The organism is Planctomycetota bacterium (genome assembly GCA_016207825.1).
GTDB lineage: Bacteria > Planctomycetota > MHYJ01 > JACQXL01 > JACQZI01 > JACQZI01.
This window is the reverse complement of sequence record JACQZI010000005.1, coordinates 1-16,857: the sequence shown is the minus strand read 5'-3', so window position 1 is coordinate 16,857 and position 16,857 is coordinate 1. Positions and strand designations below refer to the sequence as shown.

Sequence of the window (16,857 nt, the reverse complement as noted above, 5' to 3'; positions counted from 1 at the left end):
ATATAGAAAAAATGGGTGATTGTCAAGTAGTAAACGGGAAATCATCGCCTGGATTATTGGATTCTGATAAGCGCAGTCCCCATACTGGTGTGTTGGGTGGTGAAATTATCCGCCGGACCGTAAGCCAATATTATCGTGCAGTTGGTCCCAACAACCAGCGGCTGGTCCTGGGCGTCGCCGGAATTAAGCGGTATTTTAAAACTTATTTCGGTAATGCCGCCGGCCTCGGTCCCGGTTTTTTCCGTAACGTTTTGGATTCCATCGGTAACATGGGTGGTAGGGCCGTTGCCGAAGTTGTCCTCGATAAATGCCACGCCTCCGCTGACATAGCCGATGATAATATTGGCGCCCTGGTGCCTGTTGGTAGGGTTAAACCCGACCGCGACCCAGCCGGCAGTCTGGGCGCTGAGTGTTACGGATAAATCGGTTCCCACCACAGACCACTTCATGGTAACACCCGCGGCCGTCACCTGTCCTACGGCGGCGCCGGAAGAGCCGGATGACACCTGTTCGTCGTGGGTATTGCAACTGAAACCATTATTGATTGCCATTATTGCCAGACAGAAAAGAGCCAATACTATTTTTTTCATGCCACGCCATCCTTTCAGAATTTCACGAGTATATTAAAACCGAAGTGAAGCTCGTCGTCAGGCGCGCCCAGCATAAGCCGCCTGACACCCGCTTCGTTGCCGTTAGTCACCTGGAGGACAAAATTGTGCCGGAAGGTATCTATGCCGATGCCGAAACAGGAGACCGGCTTGGGCTGGGTGATTCCTGCTTCGGGATCCGTAATAGGATAATATTCGCTGATGATGTTTACTTTTTTTACCGTTGAGTTCGCGATATTGAAAGCTATTTTTAAGCCGAAGCCGTAGCCGAACCTTTCATAGTAGCCGTCATAACCGGCATTAACCACCGGCGTAACATGCTTGAAAAGCGGCTTGGTATCCATAGAGAGCTGGTAAAAAGCATTGATGCTTCTTTCTTCAAAGGCAATGTCCTTATAATCAAAAAGGGTGGCATTGAATTGGCCGTGTATAATCCCTGAGTTCAGGAAATAATAACCGGCGCCGATGCTGTATTCATTCTGGTTCATTCCGTAGAGCGCTTCCAGTTCCACCTTGGGAGAAGCGATATATTTAATGCCGAATAAGAGGTTGGCGGTTTCCATGGGGTTATGGTTTAACTCACCGTAGAAGCGGTGCGTGATGATGAAAATCAGCGAATGCGGCTCCTGCTGGTTGGGCATTTTCAGGTTAATCATTTCTGAAGGAAAATAAACATATTCCAGGGATTCTTCTTCCGTCTCCTCTTCCGGTTCATCCGCCAAGACCGGCAGGATAATTAATCCAACCAGGAGCAAGATAGGCAATATTTTTTTTATCATTGGATTTTTATCTTTATGACCCTGAAAAACGTATGCATGCCGGTAAAATTATCCGTTTTGCCGTAAGCCAGCATCGTATTGTAGGTATTGCCGACGACGAGTTTTTTATCCCGGTCATCGCCGGAATCGAGCGGGATAGTGAAAACCAGTTCGGTGGTCCCTTTGGCTTCGGTGCCGGTTTTCTCCGTGACGTTATCGGTTCCTCCCCCGGCAGTATCGGCGGCGTGGTTCGTGGCGCCTATGCCGTAATTATCCTCGATAAATACCCCGTTCTTTTTAACGTATCCCATGATGATATTAGCGTCCTTTTTGCCCGCGGCAGTTTTAAAACCGACTGCAACCCAGCCGGCAGTCGGTGCGCTGACCCTGATTCTGAGATTATTGCCTTCGGCTTTCCACTGCAGAACCATATCACCGGCAGTCGTCCGGTTGAATGTAACGGCAGGAACCTCATTGGAATAGGCGCTCGTTTCCGTGTCATTAACTGCCGAGAGGCGGTAATAATACGTGGTGAATGATGACAGCGCGGTATCGGTATAAACGGTCGTATTGGCGGTCGTTGTGACAATCGCCGCATAAGTGCCGGTGACAGCAGTTTTGCGTTCGATGACAAAGCCGGTTTCATCAGAGGAATTATCCGACCAAGAGATAACGACCTCGGAAGAAGATAAGGAAGTTGCCGTTAATTCGGATGGCGCGTTTTCTGCTTCATCTGCCGATACGGACTGGGCGAGTAATGCCAGCAAGCCTAAAACCACTAATATCTTTTTCATGCCGAGAATCCTTTCTGCTTAAAAAAGCTCATTGAATCTTTATATTTATAGTTCTAGCGAACGCATGCATGCCGGTAAAATTATCCGTGTTGCCGTAACCCAGTATTACATTATAACTATTGCCGACAACGAGCGGTTTATCGCGTGAATCGCCTGAATTAAGCGGAATCGTAAAAACCAGTTCGGTGGTCCCGTTGGCTTCGGCGCCGGTTTTCTCCGTGATGTTATCGGTCCCGCCCAGCGAAATATCGGAGGAGTGGGTGGTGGAGCCTGTGCCGTAATCGTCTTGGATAAACAGCCTGCCGTTACTGATGTAACCTATGATGATATTTGCGTCCTGATGCCTATTAGTCGCGTCAAACCCGACAGAGATCCAGCCGGTAGCCGGTGCGCTGACCCTGATTCTGAGATTGTCGCCTTCGGCTTTCCACTGCAGGACCATAGTGCCGGAAGCAATCCGGTTGAAAGTGACGGCAGAAGCTTCATTGGAATAAGCGCTATTTCCTGAGGCATTGCATGCCGCCAGCCGGTAATAGTAGGTGGTGAAGGGCGCTGCGCTGATATCCGTGTACACACCGGTATTTGCAGGCAGAGTGGTAATTACCGCATATGTGCCGGCGGGACCGGTTTTGCGTTCCACGATAAAGCCGGTTTCATCGCCGGAATTATCGGTCCAGGAGATGACCACCTGGGAAGATGATAATGCCGTAGCCGTTAATCCGGATGGCGGATTGGGAGCGGTTTCTTGTGCCCGTGTGGTAAAGTTCCATACTGCTCCCTGGGTGGTTCCGACGATATTCTTGGAATTTACCCGCCAATAATAAGCGGTATTATTATTAAGCGTTCCCGGGTTATAGGTTGTGTCAAGGGTGGTTATTTTGAGCGGCGGCGGGTTAACTGTTCCGAAATACACGTCATAAGAAGTGGCATCGGTGGCCATAGCCCATGATAGTTGGGTATTTGCAATAATATTCGTTGCGCCATTCGCCGGCGTTGGATTTGTTGCCTGAGCTGGCGGATTTACCGGCGGTGCTTTGGTTTTAAAACTCCATACTACTCCCTGGGTGGTCCCAGCGTTATTATTGGAATCTATCCGCCAGTAATAGGTGGTGTTGTAGGCAAGAATACCCGGATGATAAGCTGTTACTGTGGAGGTTGTTACTAAGGGAGGAGGAGAGGATGTTCCGCAATAAATCGTATAAGAATTCGTCCCGGTTGCCGCAGCCCAGGAAAGCTGGCAGGCAGCTGGAATATTAGTGGCGCCATTTGCCGGATTGGGAGTGTTTGCCTGCGGCGGAGAATTTGTTGCTTGAGCCATCGTAGTAAAAGACCACAATTGTCCGATGACAACCTGATTAATGTTATTAGGATCTACCCGCCAGTAATAAGTAGTGTTATATTCAAGAATTCCCGGCTCATAATTAGTCAACATCGTATTTGTAACCGGGCTCAAGCCGTCCGTAGTTAAACCGAAATAAACCGCATAATGAGTTGCACCGGGAACAATTTCCCACGAGAGTGTGGCGGTAATCGGGATATCAACCGTTCCGCCGGGCGGTGCAGGCGAAGTAATCTGGCTTATCCCGCTGCTTCCGACTTCGGTTTCATTTCCTTCATATTTATTGCAAAAACCGCTAATACCAAAACTGATGATGCTTAATAATAAAAAAAAGAGCGCTATTGTAAACCAGTTTGCCCTTCCTTTGATAAAGAGATTTATCTTTGATAGGGGTGTTATCATTCTAGTATGCAACATAAGCTATAATATAGCAAATATCGTGCCAATAAGAGTATAAATGCTGTAGATGTATCTAACCCATTATAAATAAAGGCATTAAATAAAAGACGATAGTTAAATTATGTGATAAAACTGTATCATTTAATCGCTATTAATGAGACTGTTCTGGCTTAAATTATTGTTATTGAGACAGATATTTAAATCCTACCTTATCATAACACCAATGATTATATGGTATTAGGTAGTGAGATATATTGAAGTTTGGAAAAATCGGTTTCTTTTAAAGTAAATGAGGCTTTATGATAAATGAGACAGTTGAAACACAACAGGGGCGTTTTTTAATGGTTTCGTTTACCCCATATGATATCGAGCAATTTCAAAAATAGCACTATGATACAAAAAATACTTGCCGGTAAGGTAGCATGGGGCAAAGGAGTGTAAAATGTTTTAATCCATTCTATCCAATCAGGTATTTTCCCTAAAAAGAGGATATGCCCTAAAGCAAAACCCAGTGCAAGCCAGACGAATTTCGGAAAGAACTGTAATTTCTTTTTAACCAGCCATTTAAATCCCGATGGATAGGAAAGCAGGGCAATCATCAGGAGCAGTAAAACGGCCGGGATGCAGAAGATGATAGTCGGCCAGTGTTCCAGGAACCATTCCAGGGGAAATATTTCAGGGAGAAAGAAAAACGAAAGCGTTATATGCGCAACAACCATGTATGCGCCAATCATTCCCAGGGTGCGCCGGTAGGGTAAAAGTTTGCCGATGAAAATGATAAACCTGGAAAGAGGCCCCAGGGATATGGAAATGCATATCGAAAAAAGCGCCGCCAGGGCGATGCCTTTATTGACTGTAAATAAATCGTAAGAGTAGCCTCGCACAGAGTAATACCACATGAAAAACCCGCCGAGCGCCAGGTAAATAGCTATGGAAACTATCCACTGTACGACGGTGTTTTGCAGAACATGTCTGGTTGGTATTCTTTCCATGGTTTATCCAATCTTTTTACGGTAAGATATCATTGTTAGCGGAAATGTCAATAATTTACCGGAGTTTAAAGTTAAATTAGTTATGGGTTAAAAAGTATTCTGTTGGGGCCGTTTAACAGCCGGTGAAGTATTTTACTTGAAGACAGGGGGAAAATATCTATACTATAGCCATCATGGCACGTATTTTTCATCTATTGGTCTTGGGGCTTTTGAGCTGCGCCATAGTCCTAAAACTCCTGGTCTGCGGGAGCACTGCCGGAACCGGAGTGAATATCTTTATCACTTCTTTTATCATTATTGCCTTTCTTATTCGTCTGGTTTATCAGGCGTTTTCAGGTGAGCTTAGGCTGATTAATCTTTTGGGCTTGGGCGGATTGCTTTTGGTCTGGGCTATAACGATTATCCTTTCGCCTTTATGGGCAGGATACAAATTCGCGGCATTCGGCACGGCTTTTATCTGGCTGGGCGATATAATGCTGTTTTATCTGGTCATACAACTCGTAATGGGAGTTGTCAGTTATCAGTTGTCAGTTGTTCGTCTAATAAGCGGTGTTTTCCTGGCGACCGGAGCGGTGATAGTTTGTTTCGCCCTTTACCAGTATCTCTGGGGATTGGAGGAGATGAGACAAACGATTATTGCGAATTCCTCAGGAGGGACGAGTGTCCCGCAGGAATTAGAGGAAGAATTCATGTCACGCGTCAATGCCAACGAGCCTTTCGGGACTTTTATCTACCAGAACTCTTTGGGTGGATTTCTCGTTTTGGTTATCCCGATTTTTTTAGCGTGTTCCATCTATTCGTTTCTTAAACGTAATTGGAAATTGGTAATTGGTTATTGGTTATTGCTTGTCCTTATGAGCTTCATTCTTTACTCAACGGGCGCAAAAGGCGCCTGGGTGGCGGCCCTCATAAGCATTATCTTATTGTTTACAATCGCGTTGTGGAATCGATTCAATAAACCGTTGCGTTTTATCGTGCCGCCTGTTGTGATTATCGGGCTGGCGGTATTATTCTGGGCACTTTGGGGGAACGAATCTATGCAAACCCGGTTCGGCTACTGGCAAGGCGCCTGGGGGGTGATTAAGAATAATTTATGGACCGGGGTGGGGCTGTCCAACTTCGCCGACCCCTATACGATGTATAAGCCGGTCTGGGCAGGGGAAACGACTACGGCGCATAATGTTTTATTGGAAGTGTTTTCCGAATTGGGAATTATCGGCATTATAACTTTTTGCACTATCTGGCTTATTATCCTTATCCGCGGGTTTAAGGGGATAAACAATCTTAAAACAGAGGAAAATACCCCTCTCCCGGCATCTCCCAGAGGGGGAGAGGGAAAAGGTGTGGTGGTAGGCGTTATCATAGGGGCGTTCGTTGCATTCTTATTGGCACAGGCATTTCAGGGAGTCTTTGCCATATCGGATATCCCGGAAATAGGGTTGGCTGTATTCTTTATCATCTGGCTGGTTTCTTTCCTTTTAATATATAGGATACCCATCACTAATTATTACATTACGGGATTGATTGCCGGGATTTGCGGATTCCTTTTGCATAGTTTGGTTGATTTTAACTTCTCCGAGGCCGGGCTTTCCATGAGCATCTGGCTGGCCGGGGGATTGCTGGTGGGGCTGGTATTTAAAAGTAAAGAGCATATCATCAAAACCGGTTTCGTGCTTAAGGCAACGGTATTGGCAGTCGCACTTGCCATAGTTTTTCTGGTGAACCTGTGGCTTGTGCCGAGGTTGATATTGGTTGATTATATGATTGATATGAGCCAGGAAGAATTGATATCCGGCAGGGTGGAAGCGGGAAAAAAGTTAGCCATGGCGTTGGAGAGTAATACTTGGGATATCAGGCCGAATCTAGTAATGGCTCCTTTTTTACATATGGTTAATAAGCCGGAAAAAGTAAGGTTTGACGTATGGCAGAAAGTTATTTATGGATATATTAATAAGGCAATAGAACTAAGCCCGTTTTCCGCCTCGCTTTATTTTATGAAAGGGACGTTTCTGCAGGAGGATGCGGAGATGTTAGCGGAATGGATTAAAACAGAATCGGATATCGCGCAAAAGGTTTCTTTCATGCGCCGGCGAGATGAGAGGCTAAAGGAAAGCGCGGAATGTTTCAGTAATGCGGTTTCTTTATACCCGACCAAGCCGGAATATATGTATAGGCTTGGCAAAGCGCTTGAGGCGATTGATGAAATCCCGGCAGCGCTTGAGGCTTACAAACAGGCATTGAGATTGAATGAGGGCGTAAAGCTTAAGAGACTGAAGCTGACGCCTGAGATGATAAAGGATATAATGAGGAAATCATCCCTGCGGTGACTCTTTTTTTATCTGCTGGGTAAGGAAGGAAAGGTTCGCGCGCACCTTGGCGGTTTCCGGCTTATCGGGATAATAATGCAGTATTTCATTTGCCTTGGCTAGAGCCATTCCCCATGCTTCCAATTTAATATAATTCTTGAAATCCTCCATCAGGGTATTGAAATCCGGTTTGTTATCATCTGAGAAAACCACAAAATCAGCTTCGGTCGCCGGTTTCATATTGTGCCTGGATGCCTTTTTGTGGACCACGGGCTTTTTGAATTCCACCCGCGGATATGAAGACGGAGGTGGAGGGGGAATCGGCTGGGCCATCTTTTTCCACTGTGCCAGGACCAAGAGGCAGATACCGGACGTCAAGGAGCCGGCAAATGTAAGCGCGACCATCAGATAATCTTTAGGCTGGAAAAAGTGCAAATCGCTGAATTTGAGATACAATACCGGCGCGATAACGGACAATATGATAAACAGCATTCCGGGAAGACGCAGGTAAATCATATTGTAATTATCGGCTATTTCCAGATGTGATATTTATAAAAATAGGGTGGTGAAAATCCTTGACCCTTTATTTAAGGGAATATATAATTTTAACGCATTTGATTAGATTTTAGAAAGGAAGAATGAACATGAAAGCAATTGTAGATAAAGAAGCATGCACCAGTTGCGGGCTTTGCGTGGAAACATGCCCTGACGTTTTTGAGATGGGAACGGATGATATTGCCAAGGTCAAGGTTAATCCGGTCCCGGCGAGCGCAGAAGCTTGCTGCAAGGAAGCAGCTGAATCATGCCCGGCTGAAGCGATTAAGATCCAATAATAAATGGCGGATAATAAGGAAAAACTTGTTACCTACCTGCAAAAGGCTTTGCGGATGGAATACAGCGATATTTTCCTGTATCCGAGGCACGCCACATCTTTCGCGAAACATCCATGGCTGGTCCAGCTTTTCCACAATTTCGGGCAGGCGGAAAGCCGGCATGCTGATTTGGTTTCGCTGGAAATCAGCCGGTTGGGCGGAACGGCTGAATGGGACTTTGGATTTACGGAAGGCATGAAAACCCCGGCGGAAATCGTCCGGAGCCATCTTGCTTCAGAAAAGAAAGCCATTTCGATTTATAAGAAATGCGTTAAGTTGGCTTCGAACAGCAACCTTAGGAATATTCTCCAAAATATTCTTACCGAAGAAACAATTCATGAAGCCGCTTTAATAAAAATACGAAACTGGTTATAAGCATTTCTTAAATCATTAAAGATGTTTCCCATGTCTTGACGATATGATATTCGTATGGTCAGGATATTTGATTTTATCCTCAGCATCGGTGCGGTCGTATCGCTCCTGGTCGCTACATATCTTTTCACAACGGATAAAAACATCAACGATTCATTTGAAGAACTTACCGGTAAAAAGAAATCCACCGCGGAAGGTCAGATGAAAATAGAAATACCGGAGGCCGTAACGTCAACTCAAATAAGTTCCTCTCCCTGGAAATACGTGGTGATTCATCACAGCTCGACCAAAAGCGGCAATGCCAGGATATTTGACCGTTACCACAGGGAAGAAATGAAAATGAAGGACGGGTTGGCCTATCATTACGTCATCGGCAACGGCACCAAATCCGGGAACGGCGAGGTTGAGGTGGGCGAGCGCTGGTTTAGGAAGATTCCCGGGCTGCATTGCTTTGACGCCAACATGAACGAGCAATCAATCGGTATCTGCCTGGTGGGAGATTTTGAGAAAGACAAGCCGACCAAGGCGCAAATGAGCGCGTTGAATGATTTACTGAAAAGGCTGCAGAGGGATTACCATATTCCTTTAGAAAATATCATAGGTCATTCAAGCGTTGATAAAGGCAAGACAGATTGCCCTGGCAAGCTTTTTCCATGGGATGAAATGAGAAGAAAGCTGAAACAGGGACAGGTGGCAGAAAACACCGACCGGTAATCATTTCCAAAAGCCAGGCTATTTAGCCTTGTTTTTATTGGCTTCCAGATAACCCATCACTTTTGCCTTAGCATGCGGAGACAGGCGTATTTTTATCCGGACCATTCCGTCACGGTACGTTTTTGAAATGATATTGCCCATTTCTTCCAGATAAGAAAGGAACTTGCCGTCTCCGGCTGAAACGGAGAATGTCGATAGTGTTTCGTCTTTGGCGATGAATTCCACGATTCTTCCGGCGAGTGCATCAAGCCCTTGTTTATTTTTAGCCGAAATGAAAACAGAATCCGGGAATTCCTTGCTGACTATCTGCATCTCAAGCGGGTCTATTTTATCTATCTTATTGAATACCAAGAGTCGCGGTTTCTGGCTGCAACCGAGTTCTTCCAATACTTTATCAACTGCCTGGATACGCTGGTCGATTCCCGGCTGAAAGACATCCACAATATGGAGGAGCAAATCCGCATCAATGACTTCCTGTAAAGTTGCGTTAAAAGAGGCGACCAGGTGGTGTGGAAGATTGCGGATAAAACCGACCGTATCGCTTAAAAGGACTTTATAATGATTCGCCGGGTTCCATAGTTGGGTTTTGGTGTCCAAAGTGGAGAATAATTTATTTTCCACCAGGCAATCCGTGCCGGTTAAGGCGTTCATCAGGGCGGATTTGCCGGCGTTGGTGTATCCTAAGAGGGCGATATTGAAATAAGACGAGCGGTTTTCCGTGGTGCGCTTGTGGTGTTGGTTGATATCCTCGATTTCCCGTTTCAGCTTGGTGATGCGGTCGCGCGCGATGCGGCGGTCCATTTCCAGCTGCTTTTCGCCCGGACCCCTCTGACCGATGCCGACGCCTCCTTCAATCTTGGAAAGATGTGACCACAGGTGCGTTAAGCGGGGAAGCGTGTATTCAAGCTGTGCAAGCTCCACCTGCAGTTTTGCCTGCAAACTCCTGGCGTGCGTGACGAAGATATCCAGGATAAGTTCCGTCCGGTCAAGCACTTTTATCTTCAGCTCGTTTTCCAGGTTACGTATCTGTCCGGGCGAGAGGTCGTTATCAAAAATCACTGTATCGATATCGTTTTTATCCGCTAATTCTTTTAGTTCGGAGACCTTGCCACGGCCGATATAATAAGCGACATCAGGCTTTTGCTTTTTCTGAGTTATCTTTTCCACAACGATGGCGCCGGCTGTAATAGCCAGTTGCTCCAGTTCGGCCAGCGGATCATCTTCCTGATGGTCTTTAGGCGAAACGTAAGTGGAGTCCCGCCCAAAGTGTCGGGGAGAAATAGTTCCGACCAGTATGGCGCGCTCGCGGTAGACAGTCATGAGCCTTTGAGATTTCACTATGTTTAATTATAAGAAAAGCAATGTTTTCGTCAATATAATCCTATGGTTGTTAAATTTGAACTTGACCCGTTAGAAATTTGCTGGAGTTTTGGTTTAGGAGAAAAATGAAGCATTATTATTAAAAGTTGTTTTGATGAGAAACAATAGTTAAATAAAATCTCTAACGGGTCTTGACAGTCGCCCCTTCTTTTTGTATAAATGGAACCATGCCAAAACGCACTCGTAGTGAACGAAGAGAATCTAAACCATTATCTGATTGTCTGGAACAAATTAGGTCCGCCTTGGATAAACAGGATTGGGATAACGCCAAGCGTTTGGGCGAAAAGGCGCTAAGGAAACTCCCTTCCCTTTCTTATTCGCCTTTTGAAGAACACCTTTTATATTGCCATCTGGGATTTGCTTGTTTTAGCCTTGCGGAATATGCCCGCTCGCTGGATGCTTTCTATAAAGCATACTTAACCGCTTCAAAACATAATCTTGAACAAGTTCGCGTCGCGTATGCTTCGTTTAAGATGGGGCTTAATTTCCTGGTTATGATGCATATCAATCAGGCTTTAAGCCAATTCCATAAAGTAGAGCAATACTGCCAAAAACTCACGAGTTACACGTTTCCAATGAATAAGGAAATGTATGTTTCGACCCTGATTAATTTAGCTTATTGTTATTTATATAAAAACGATTTGGGGAAAGCAGGGCAAATTATTGAACAAAAACTTTCACCTTCCCTGCTGTCCCCGTCCGGCGAGATATACTTCATGGATTATATGCACATTAAAGGCGAGTATCTGATGTCAATAAAAGACTATCGCCAGGCACGCCAGTCTTTTCAGATATCCCTTAAAGCATGCGAGCAAGCGGATTTCCCGCGCGGCATCCTTGAAGCGAAAATACATCTTGCTGCCATTGACCTTTTGGAAAACCAGTTGGATTCCGCGTTTCGGATTTTGCCGGACATAATGAAAGAAGCATTATGCTTGAAATTAAATAACCTTGCCTGTGAAGCCGGATTCCTTTTATGCAAATGCTATTCTCTTAAAGGGCTGTCGCGTAAAGCCAGCTCTATAGAAAACAGGATAAAGCCTGTTTTATCTAAACTGGATACGATTTGGCTGTATGAAAAAACCAGGGAATTTGACAGGCTCTATCAACAATTACAGGGTAAAACCAAACATGAATCCAGGTTTATCCCGCAGATATTGGTTCAAACCCTTGATGACCGTTACGAAAATTCGGTTAATAAATATACCATTGTCGGCAATTCCCCCTCAATGCAAGAAATTTATCATCTTATAGAAAAGATTTCTCCTACGGATATGCCGGTTTTAATCCAGGGAGAAACAGGAACCGGAAAAGAACTTATTGCCAATGCCATACATAATAATAGCCTGCGTATAAACAAATCCTATTTACCGTTCAATTGCGGGGTGCTTCCCGAAACGCTTGTTGAAAGTACGCTTTTCGGCCATGCCAAAGGCGCTTTTACCGGCGCTATAGAAGATAAAAAAGGTTATATTGAACTCGCTTCAGGCGGAACGCTTTTCATAGACGAGATTTCTAATATGTCTCCGTCTATGCAACAAAAATTACTTAGGGTTATGGAAGAAAAACTTCTCTGGAGAGTGGGTGGACAAAAACCTATTCCGGTTGATACCCGCTTTGTCTTTGCCTCTAATCAGACTATTGAGCAGATGGTTAAGCAGAAGTTATTCAGGGAAGACCTGTTTTATCGTATCAATACTATTATAATCAATCTTCCTCCTCTTCGCGACCGCGGGGATGACATTCCCATCCTCGCTCAGCATTTTTTACGAAAATGCTCTCTTTCCCGTAAGGAAATTCCGGAGCGAAGCGAAGTCCCGACGAACGTCGGGGCTGACATATCCCCCAGCGCGTTAGCGCTTTTCACCGCCTACCCCTGGCCCGGCAATATCCGCGAACTAGAAAACGAGATAAAACGCATCTGCGCATTGTATCCGGATGTTAATGTTATTGAAGAATCAATGCTATCTAACCCAATCCGGAGTTACATTAATATGAACCAATCTGCTATCAAATCGGATAGTCCTCTTAAAGAATTACGTAATGAAATAGAAAAGAGTATTATTATAGAAGTTCTTAAAAAGAACAATGGAAATATCACCAAAGCGGCTTGTCAACTTAACAGCGACCGTTCAACTCTTTCCAAAAAGATAAAACAATTAAAGATAACCATCTCTAATGTTACCAAACGGTAACGGCGTGAATTTTTACCACGCTCATTATACAAAAAACATTCTTATTTGACTTGTTTTCGCTTTCTAACCCCTTTATTTACAAGGCATTAAATAATTTATAGTTCTCCTCCATTATTGCGAATTATTGGCACGATATTTGCTATACATTATAGTTGATAAGAAATAAGGTGATGAAATAAGGTGATAAGTTAATACGAGGCTATGCTCCTTATAAACTTATTATCGTATCAACTTATATACTTACAAGGAGAACTGTTATGAATAAAACAACATTAAACAAAATGCTTCCCCTGACCACTGATGATATTATGGCATTACGCGGCAAGCCCGTGGCTAAATGGCTTAAACCCAAGAAAGATTCTGAACCTGTTTCAGAAGAATGGATCTATCTCTTCCCGCAAACTAATTCCAAAGAACATTATTTATTTAAAAATGGCTGTTTAGTGAACTGGAAGAAAACCGCCGTATGAAAATGGAGGTGATTTATGCGTAACACGAAAGTTTGCGAAGCGAAGTGTAGTCCTGGCGCACGTCGGGGGAATTTTGGATTTTGTGTATTATTAATTATTTGGAGTTTGGGATTTGGTGCTTGGGATTTGGCTGCCGACAGCTGGTCCGAAACCGTCTTTACCGACGGCACATTTACGAATACTGTTGCCACTGCCGGCTCTGCCGAGGTCACACTATCATCAGACACCAGCCAGGAGACGCCCGCCTTTATCCTCGCAGCAAACGCTTACCACAGCCTCTGCCCGCGGACAGACGGCACGCTCTGGTCTTGGGGCTATGGTGAATACGGACAGCTTGGCCATGGCGGAACAGCCCAATACGACGGAGATGGGGCTTATCTCTACAATCTTGATAAAAACACGCCAACTCAAATCGGAGCATTGACCACCTGGAGTAAGGTCGCCTGCGGGGCTCAGCACACCATGGCAATCAAGACCGACGGTACGCTCTGGGCTTGGGGTTTTAATTCTAATGGCCAGTTGGGTGATGGGACGACCATTCAAAGAAACTCGCCCGTCCAGGTCGGGGCGCTCACCACTTGGAAACAGGTCGCCGGTGGGAATGCTTTCACCTTAGCCGTCAAGACCGACGGCACGCTCTGGGCTTGGGGTTATAATTGGAATGGCCAATTAGGCGACGGGACACAGACTAATAGATCGTCCCCGGTCCAAATAGCCGGAACGACCTGGAAACAGGTCGCTTGCGGAGGTAATCATACCGTAGCAATAAAGACTGACGGAACGCTCTGGGCTTGGGGTTATAATGGACAGGGTCAATTAGGCGATGGGACGACTACCCAGCGGCTTTCACCGGTCCAGGTAGCCGGGACGACCTGGAAACAGGTTGCCTGCGGGAATGTTTACACCATGGCAATCAAGACGGATGGCACGCTCTGGGCATGGGGTTATAATTTCAATGGCCAATTGGGCGATGGGACATACACTCAAAGAACCTCGCCTGTCCAAATCGGGGCATTGACCACCTGGAGTAAGGTTGCCTGCGGGGCTGCGCACACCTTAGCTGTCAAGGCCGACGGCACGCTCTGGGCGTGGGGATGGAATAACTCTGGCCAATTAGGTGATGGGACGACAACCCAACGCACCTCGCCTGTCCAGGTCGGCGTCGCTACCACTTGGAAACAAGTTGCCTGCGGAACTCAGCACAACTTAGCCGTCAAGACCGACGGCACGCTCTGGGCTTGGGGGTATAATGGTTTGGGTAGTTTGGGCGATGGGACAAATACCGACCGCTATTCGCCTGTCCAAATCGGCGCCTTGACTACCTGGAAGGCTGTGGTGGGAACGGCGCCATTTCTTACTCCGGGTAGTTACCTGGGTTCAGCCATTGCGCCGTCCGTGGTCTCTTCCTGGGGCGTTTTGACTTATACTATCAGTGTGCCGGCTAACACACTCTTGACCGTGGATGTCTTAAGCTCGTCGAATAATTCACTATTGGTTGCTAATGTTTCTTCTGGGACTAATCTTTCATCTGCTTATCCGGCGACATTCACCAGTATCACCGGTATAAAACTCCGGGCGAACTTGTCCACCTCTAATACCACGGTTGCCCCGCAATTAGCCTATTGGTATGTGGGATATGTAGTTGACAGGCCGCCGGTTCTGACCTCGCCGGGAAACAAGAGCATAAATGAAAAACAATTATTAACCTTTACGCTTTCTGCTAATGACCCGGATGGTGACCCGATAACGTATACTATGACCGCAACTCCGACAGGGGCAACGTTAAACCTGGCCAGCGGCATATTTAATTGGACGCCTTCCGGTACGCAATCCGGGAATTATATGGTCACTTTTACCGCCACGTCTAAAACACTATCTGATTCCAAGGCAATTACAATTACTGTAAACGAGGACCCTGCCAGTCTTGTCACCACAGCCGCATGGACGATGCTTACCAACGGCAATACTCCGGTAAGAATGGGGCAATCTGTTTGTTATGTCAAGTTCAATATGCAAATAGGCGCTGGCACTACCCGCTGGAGACGTTTCCGCATAGATAAAGGTGTTACCGGCGTTAATACACCCTGTAAGATAGAAGTCCAGGTCTGGTGCGATACGAATACTAACGGCTTCTGGGACGCAGGTGATACTTTTATCAGCAAAGGTAATTTTACCAACGGCACGTGTTACCTCAACATGAACCGCTGGCAGGTAACAACCACTCCCAAGACCTATTACATCGTGTATAAACTGGCGAGCGATATCAGCGGCGGCACCCGCGCCGGGGTGAAGATAGCGGATAGCTCTTATTTAGAATTCGAAAACGCCACGGCTATCGGCGTGCCGCCTTAATCCCTTCCTCCCGGTCCCGGGAAATCCGCCCCGGAGGGCGGGAACTGTTTCCCGGAAGGCGGGAAAAGTTCTGCGGAAGGCGGGGAGTGTTTCCCGGAGGGCGGGAAAAGTTCTGCGGAAGGCGGGGAGTGTTTCCCGGAGGGCGGGGAAAGAGCTACGGAAGGCGGGGAAAGTTCCCCGGTGGGCGGGGAAATAGCTGCGGAAGGCGGGGAAAGAAATCCCGCCCTTATTATTATAAGAAAGGAGGAATATGCCAAAGAAAGATTATATGCCAGACCCAGATGGTGATTTTAACATCTGGCAGGGTAACTTTGTGATGAAAGTCGTTGGAGCACCGGCCGCATATGGGCTTACTCCGGCTGATGTGGTTAACGTCAGTGCGGATTCCGCTGCCTGGCAAATGGCGCTGGCGGCACACGTGGCGGCGCAAAATGCGGCTAAAGCCGCGGCGGAAACCAAGGACGATACCCGGGATATCTTGGAATCGGAGATACGCAGTCTGGTCAAAAGGATTCAATCCTATCCGGCTATGACCGATGCCCAAAGGGAAGATTTGGGGATTACCGTGCCTGACCTGACCCGGACGCCGCTTTCGGAACAGATTGTCTTGAGCGAGCCGCCGCCAATAATCGAGGCGAAATGCACCGGTCCGAAGACGGTTCGTTTTCTGGCGCTGGATACTAACTCACCCTATATTCATAATGTGGGGAATGTGACAACGGTAACTCTTGCCTATAAGGCGCAATGGTTTGACCGCAGGAAACGGATGGGCCCGTTTGGCAATCCGGTTGTCGTGGCGGTAACACCTTAAAAGAAAGTAGAATATCTTGCCCCGTTCCATTTTCCCGCTCCGCACCCCGAAAGCTTTCGAGGCGATTAATAGGGTATCCCAGAATGGGGCATTACGGGGGCATCCGATAACAGGGAGTCCCCGTAGGGGGCGTTTTACCGTAGATGCGGGACGGCTTATCGATTAAATGCAGTAGAGCCGGGTAGGGGCGCGTTGGGGTAGGGTGGTTTATATAAAAAGAAAAGGAATATTATGAAAAGAATACTACTGGCTTGTTTAATGCTTGGTATAATAGCGATTTGGATAACAGGTGATGAGGGAAAAGAAGCCAAGGCGAATGATGAAATCCAATCGCTGATTAAGCAATTAGGCGATGACGACTGGGAAACCAGGGAAAAGGCAAAAGAAGAATTAACTAAAATCGGCGAACCGGCTCTGGAGCTCTTGAAGCAAACCCTCAAGGAAACCCAAGAACCGGAGGTCCGGATGCGGGTGGAATGGATTATCAAAACAATC

At 46.4% G+C, this 16,857-nt stretch carries 16 protein-coding genes; 9 read left to right on the top strand and 7 right to left on the bottom strand.

Annotated elements, in window-relative coordinates:
* Positions 1-53: 53 nt before the first annotated feature.
* The 5 genes from HY811_00705 to HY811_00685 form a co-directional block, all read right to left on the bottom strand.
* A complete protein-coding gene (locus tag HY811_00705) occupies positions 54-590 on the bottom strand; it encodes a DOMON domain-containing protein (GenBank protein MBI4833327.1) in 537 nt (178 codons plus the stop codon).
* Between the two features lie 14 nt (positions 591-604).
* Positions 605-1,387, bottom strand: coding sequence for a hypothetical protein (locus tag HY811_00700; protein MBI4833326.1), 783 nt, complete (start codon positions 1,385-1,387; stop codon positions 605-607).
* Complete coding sequence (locus HY811_00695) at positions 1,384-2,160, bottom strand: fibronectin type III domain-containing protein (GenBank protein ID MBI4833325.1); 777 nt, start codon at positions 2,158-2,160, stop codon at positions 1,384-1,386. The genes HY811_00700 and HY811_00695 overlap by 4 nt, the downstream gene beginning before the upstream one ends.
* 28 nt (positions 2,161-2,188) lie before the next feature.
* Positions 2,189-3,901 (bottom strand): hypothetical protein, encoded by a 1,713-nt coding sequence (locus tag HY811_00690; protein MBI4833324.1) that lies wholly within the window; start codon positions 3,899-3,901, stop codon positions 2,189-2,191.
* A 335-nt stretch (positions 3,902-4,236) separates the two neighbouring features.
* The gene (locus HY811_00685; protein ID MBI4833323.1) at positions 4,237-4,890 is read right to left on the bottom strand and encodes a hypothetical protein; all 654 of its coding nucleotides are present in this window, start codon (positions 4,888-4,890) and stop codon (positions 4,237-4,239) included.
* A gap of 173 nt (positions 4,891-5,063) precedes the next feature.
* Here HY811_00685 and HY811_00680 point away from each other — a divergent pair, with 173 nt between their 5' ends.
* Positions 5,064-7,217, top strand: a complete 2,154-nt coding sequence (locus tag HY811_00680) for an O-antigen ligase family protein (protein MBI4833322.1) — start codon at positions 5,064-5,066, stop codon at positions 7,215-7,217.
* Here HY811_00680 and HY811_00675 read toward each other — a convergent pair.
* A complete protein-coding gene (locus HY811_00675; GenBank protein MBI4833321.1) occupies positions 7,203-7,712 on the bottom strand; it encodes a hypothetical protein in 510 nt (169 codons plus the stop codon). The genes HY811_00680 and HY811_00675 overlap by 15 nt on opposite strands.
* Before the next feature lie 128 nt (positions 7,713-7,840).
* On the opposite strand from HY811_00675, the gene HY811_00670 reads away from it, so the two are divergent.
* From HY811_00670 to HY811_00660, 3 genes are read left to right on the top strand one after another with little or no spacing between them, the layout of a single operon-like run.
* Positions 7,841-8,029, top strand: a complete 189-nt coding sequence (locus HY811_00670) for a ferredoxin (protein ID MBI4833320.1) — start codon at positions 7,841-7,843, stop codon at positions 8,027-8,029.
* A gap of 3 nt (positions 8,030-8,032) precedes the next feature.
* Positions 8,033-8,443, top strand: coding sequence for a ferritin-like domain-containing protein (locus HY811_00665; GenBank protein MBI4833319.1), 411 nt, complete (start codon positions 8,033-8,035; stop codon positions 8,441-8,443).
* Positions 8,444-8,497: 54 nt separating this feature from the next.
* Positions 8,498-9,154 (top strand): N-acetylmuramoyl-L-alanine amidase, encoded by a 657-nt coding sequence (locus HY811_00660; protein ID MBI4833318.1) that lies wholly within the window; start codon positions 8,498-8,500, stop codon positions 9,152-9,154.
* A gap of 18 nt (positions 9,155-9,172) precedes the next feature.
* On the opposite strand, the gene hflX is transcribed toward HY811_00660, so the two are convergent.
* Positions 9,173-10,492, bottom strand: a complete 1,320-nt coding sequence (hflX, locus tag HY811_00655; GenBank protein MBI4833317.1) for a GTPase HflX — start codon at positions 10,490-10,492, stop codon at positions 9,173-9,175.
* Between the two features lie 209 nt (positions 10,493-10,701).
* Here hflX and HY811_00650 point away from each other — a divergent pair, with 209 nt between their 5' ends.
* From HY811_00650 to HY811_00630, 5 genes are all read left to right on the top strand, one after another.
* On the top strand, positions 10,702-12,729 hold the full coding sequence (locus tag HY811_00650; GenBank protein MBI4833316.1) for a sigma-54-dependent Fis family transcriptional regulator: 2,028 nt from the start codon (positions 10,702-10,704) through the stop codon (positions 12,727-12,729).
* Between the two features lie 257 nt (positions 12,730-12,986).
* Positions 12,987-13,199: a hypothetical protein gene (locus tag HY811_00645; protein ID MBI4833315.1), complete on the top strand. Its 213-nt coding sequence runs from the start codon at positions 12,987-12,989 to the stop codon at positions 13,197-13,199.
* Between the two features lie 15 nt (positions 13,200-13,214).
* Positions 13,215-15,551, top strand: a complete 2,337-nt coding sequence (locus HY811_00640) for a hypothetical protein (protein ID MBI4833314.1) — start codon at positions 13,215-13,217, stop codon at positions 15,549-15,551.
* 250 nt (positions 15,552-15,801) lie between these two features.
* A complete protein-coding gene (locus HY811_00635) occupies positions 15,802-16,362 on the top strand; it encodes a hypothetical protein (GenBank protein ID MBI4833313.1) in 561 nt (186 codons plus the stop codon).
* A 231-nt stretch (positions 16,363-16,593) separates the two neighbouring features.
* On the top strand, positions 16,594-16,857 hold a 264-nt coding region (locus HY811_00630), incomplete at its 3' end, for a HEAT repeat domain-containing protein (protein ID MBI4833312.1).

What these genes read in the sequence shown, in the direction of transcription:
- HY811_00705 (MBI4833327.1), bottom strand. Translation starts at nt 590, where the DNA reads ATGAAAAAAATAGTATTGGCTCTTTTCTGTCTGGCAATAATGGCAATC.
- HY811_00700 (MBI4833326.1), bottom strand. Translation starts at nt 1,387, where the DNA reads ATGATAAAAAAAATATTGCCTATCTTGCTCCTGGTTGGATTAATTATC.
- HY811_00695 (MBI4833325.1), bottom strand. Translation starts at nt 2,160, where the DNA reads ATGAAAAAGATATTAGTGGTTTTAGGCTTGCTGGCATTACTCGCCCAG.
- HY811_00690 (MBI4833324.1), bottom strand. Translation starts at nt 3,901, where the DNA reads ATGATAACACCCCTATCAAAGATAAATCTCTTTATCAAAGGAAGGGCA.
- HY811_00685 (MBI4833323.1), bottom strand. Translation starts at nt 4,890, where the DNA reads ATGGAAAGAATACCAACCAGACATGTTCTGCAAAACACCGTCGTACAG.
- HY811_00680 (MBI4833322.1), top strand. Translation starts at nt 5,064, where the DNA reads ATGGCACGTATTTTTCATCTATTGGTCTTGGGGCTTTTGAGCTGCGCC.
- HY811_00675 (MBI4833321.1), bottom strand. Translation starts at nt 7,712, where the DNA reads ATGATTTACCTGCGTCTTCCCGGAATGCTGTTTATCATATTGTCCGTT.
- HY811_00670 (MBI4833320.1), top strand. Translation starts at nt 7,841, where the DNA reads ATGAAAGCAATTGTAGATAAAGAAGCATGCACCAGTTGCGGGCTTTGC.
- HY811_00665 (MBI4833319.1), top strand. Translation starts at nt 8,033, where the DNA reads ATGGCGGATAATAAGGAAAAACTTGTTACCTACCTGCAAAAGGCTTTG.
- HY811_00660 (MBI4833318.1), top strand. Translation starts at nt 8,498, where the DNA reads ATGGTCAGGATATTTGATTTTATCCTCAGCATCGGTGCGGTCGTATCG.
- HY811_00650 (MBI4833316.1), top strand. Translation starts at nt 10,702, where the DNA reads ATGCCAAAACGCACTCGTAGTGAACGAAGAGAATCTAAACCATTATCT.
- HY811_00645 (MBI4833315.1), top strand. Translation starts at nt 12,987, where the DNA reads ATGAATAAAACAACATTAAACAAAATGCTTCCCCTGACCACTGATGAT.
- HY811_00640 (MBI4833314.1), top strand. Translation starts at nt 13,215, where the DNA reads ATGCGTAACACGAAAGTTTGCGAAGCGAAGTGTAGTCCTGGCGCACGT.
- HY811_00635 (MBI4833313.1), top strand. Translation starts at nt 15,802, where the DNA reads ATGCCAAAGAAAGATTATATGCCAGACCCAGATGGTGATTTTAACATC.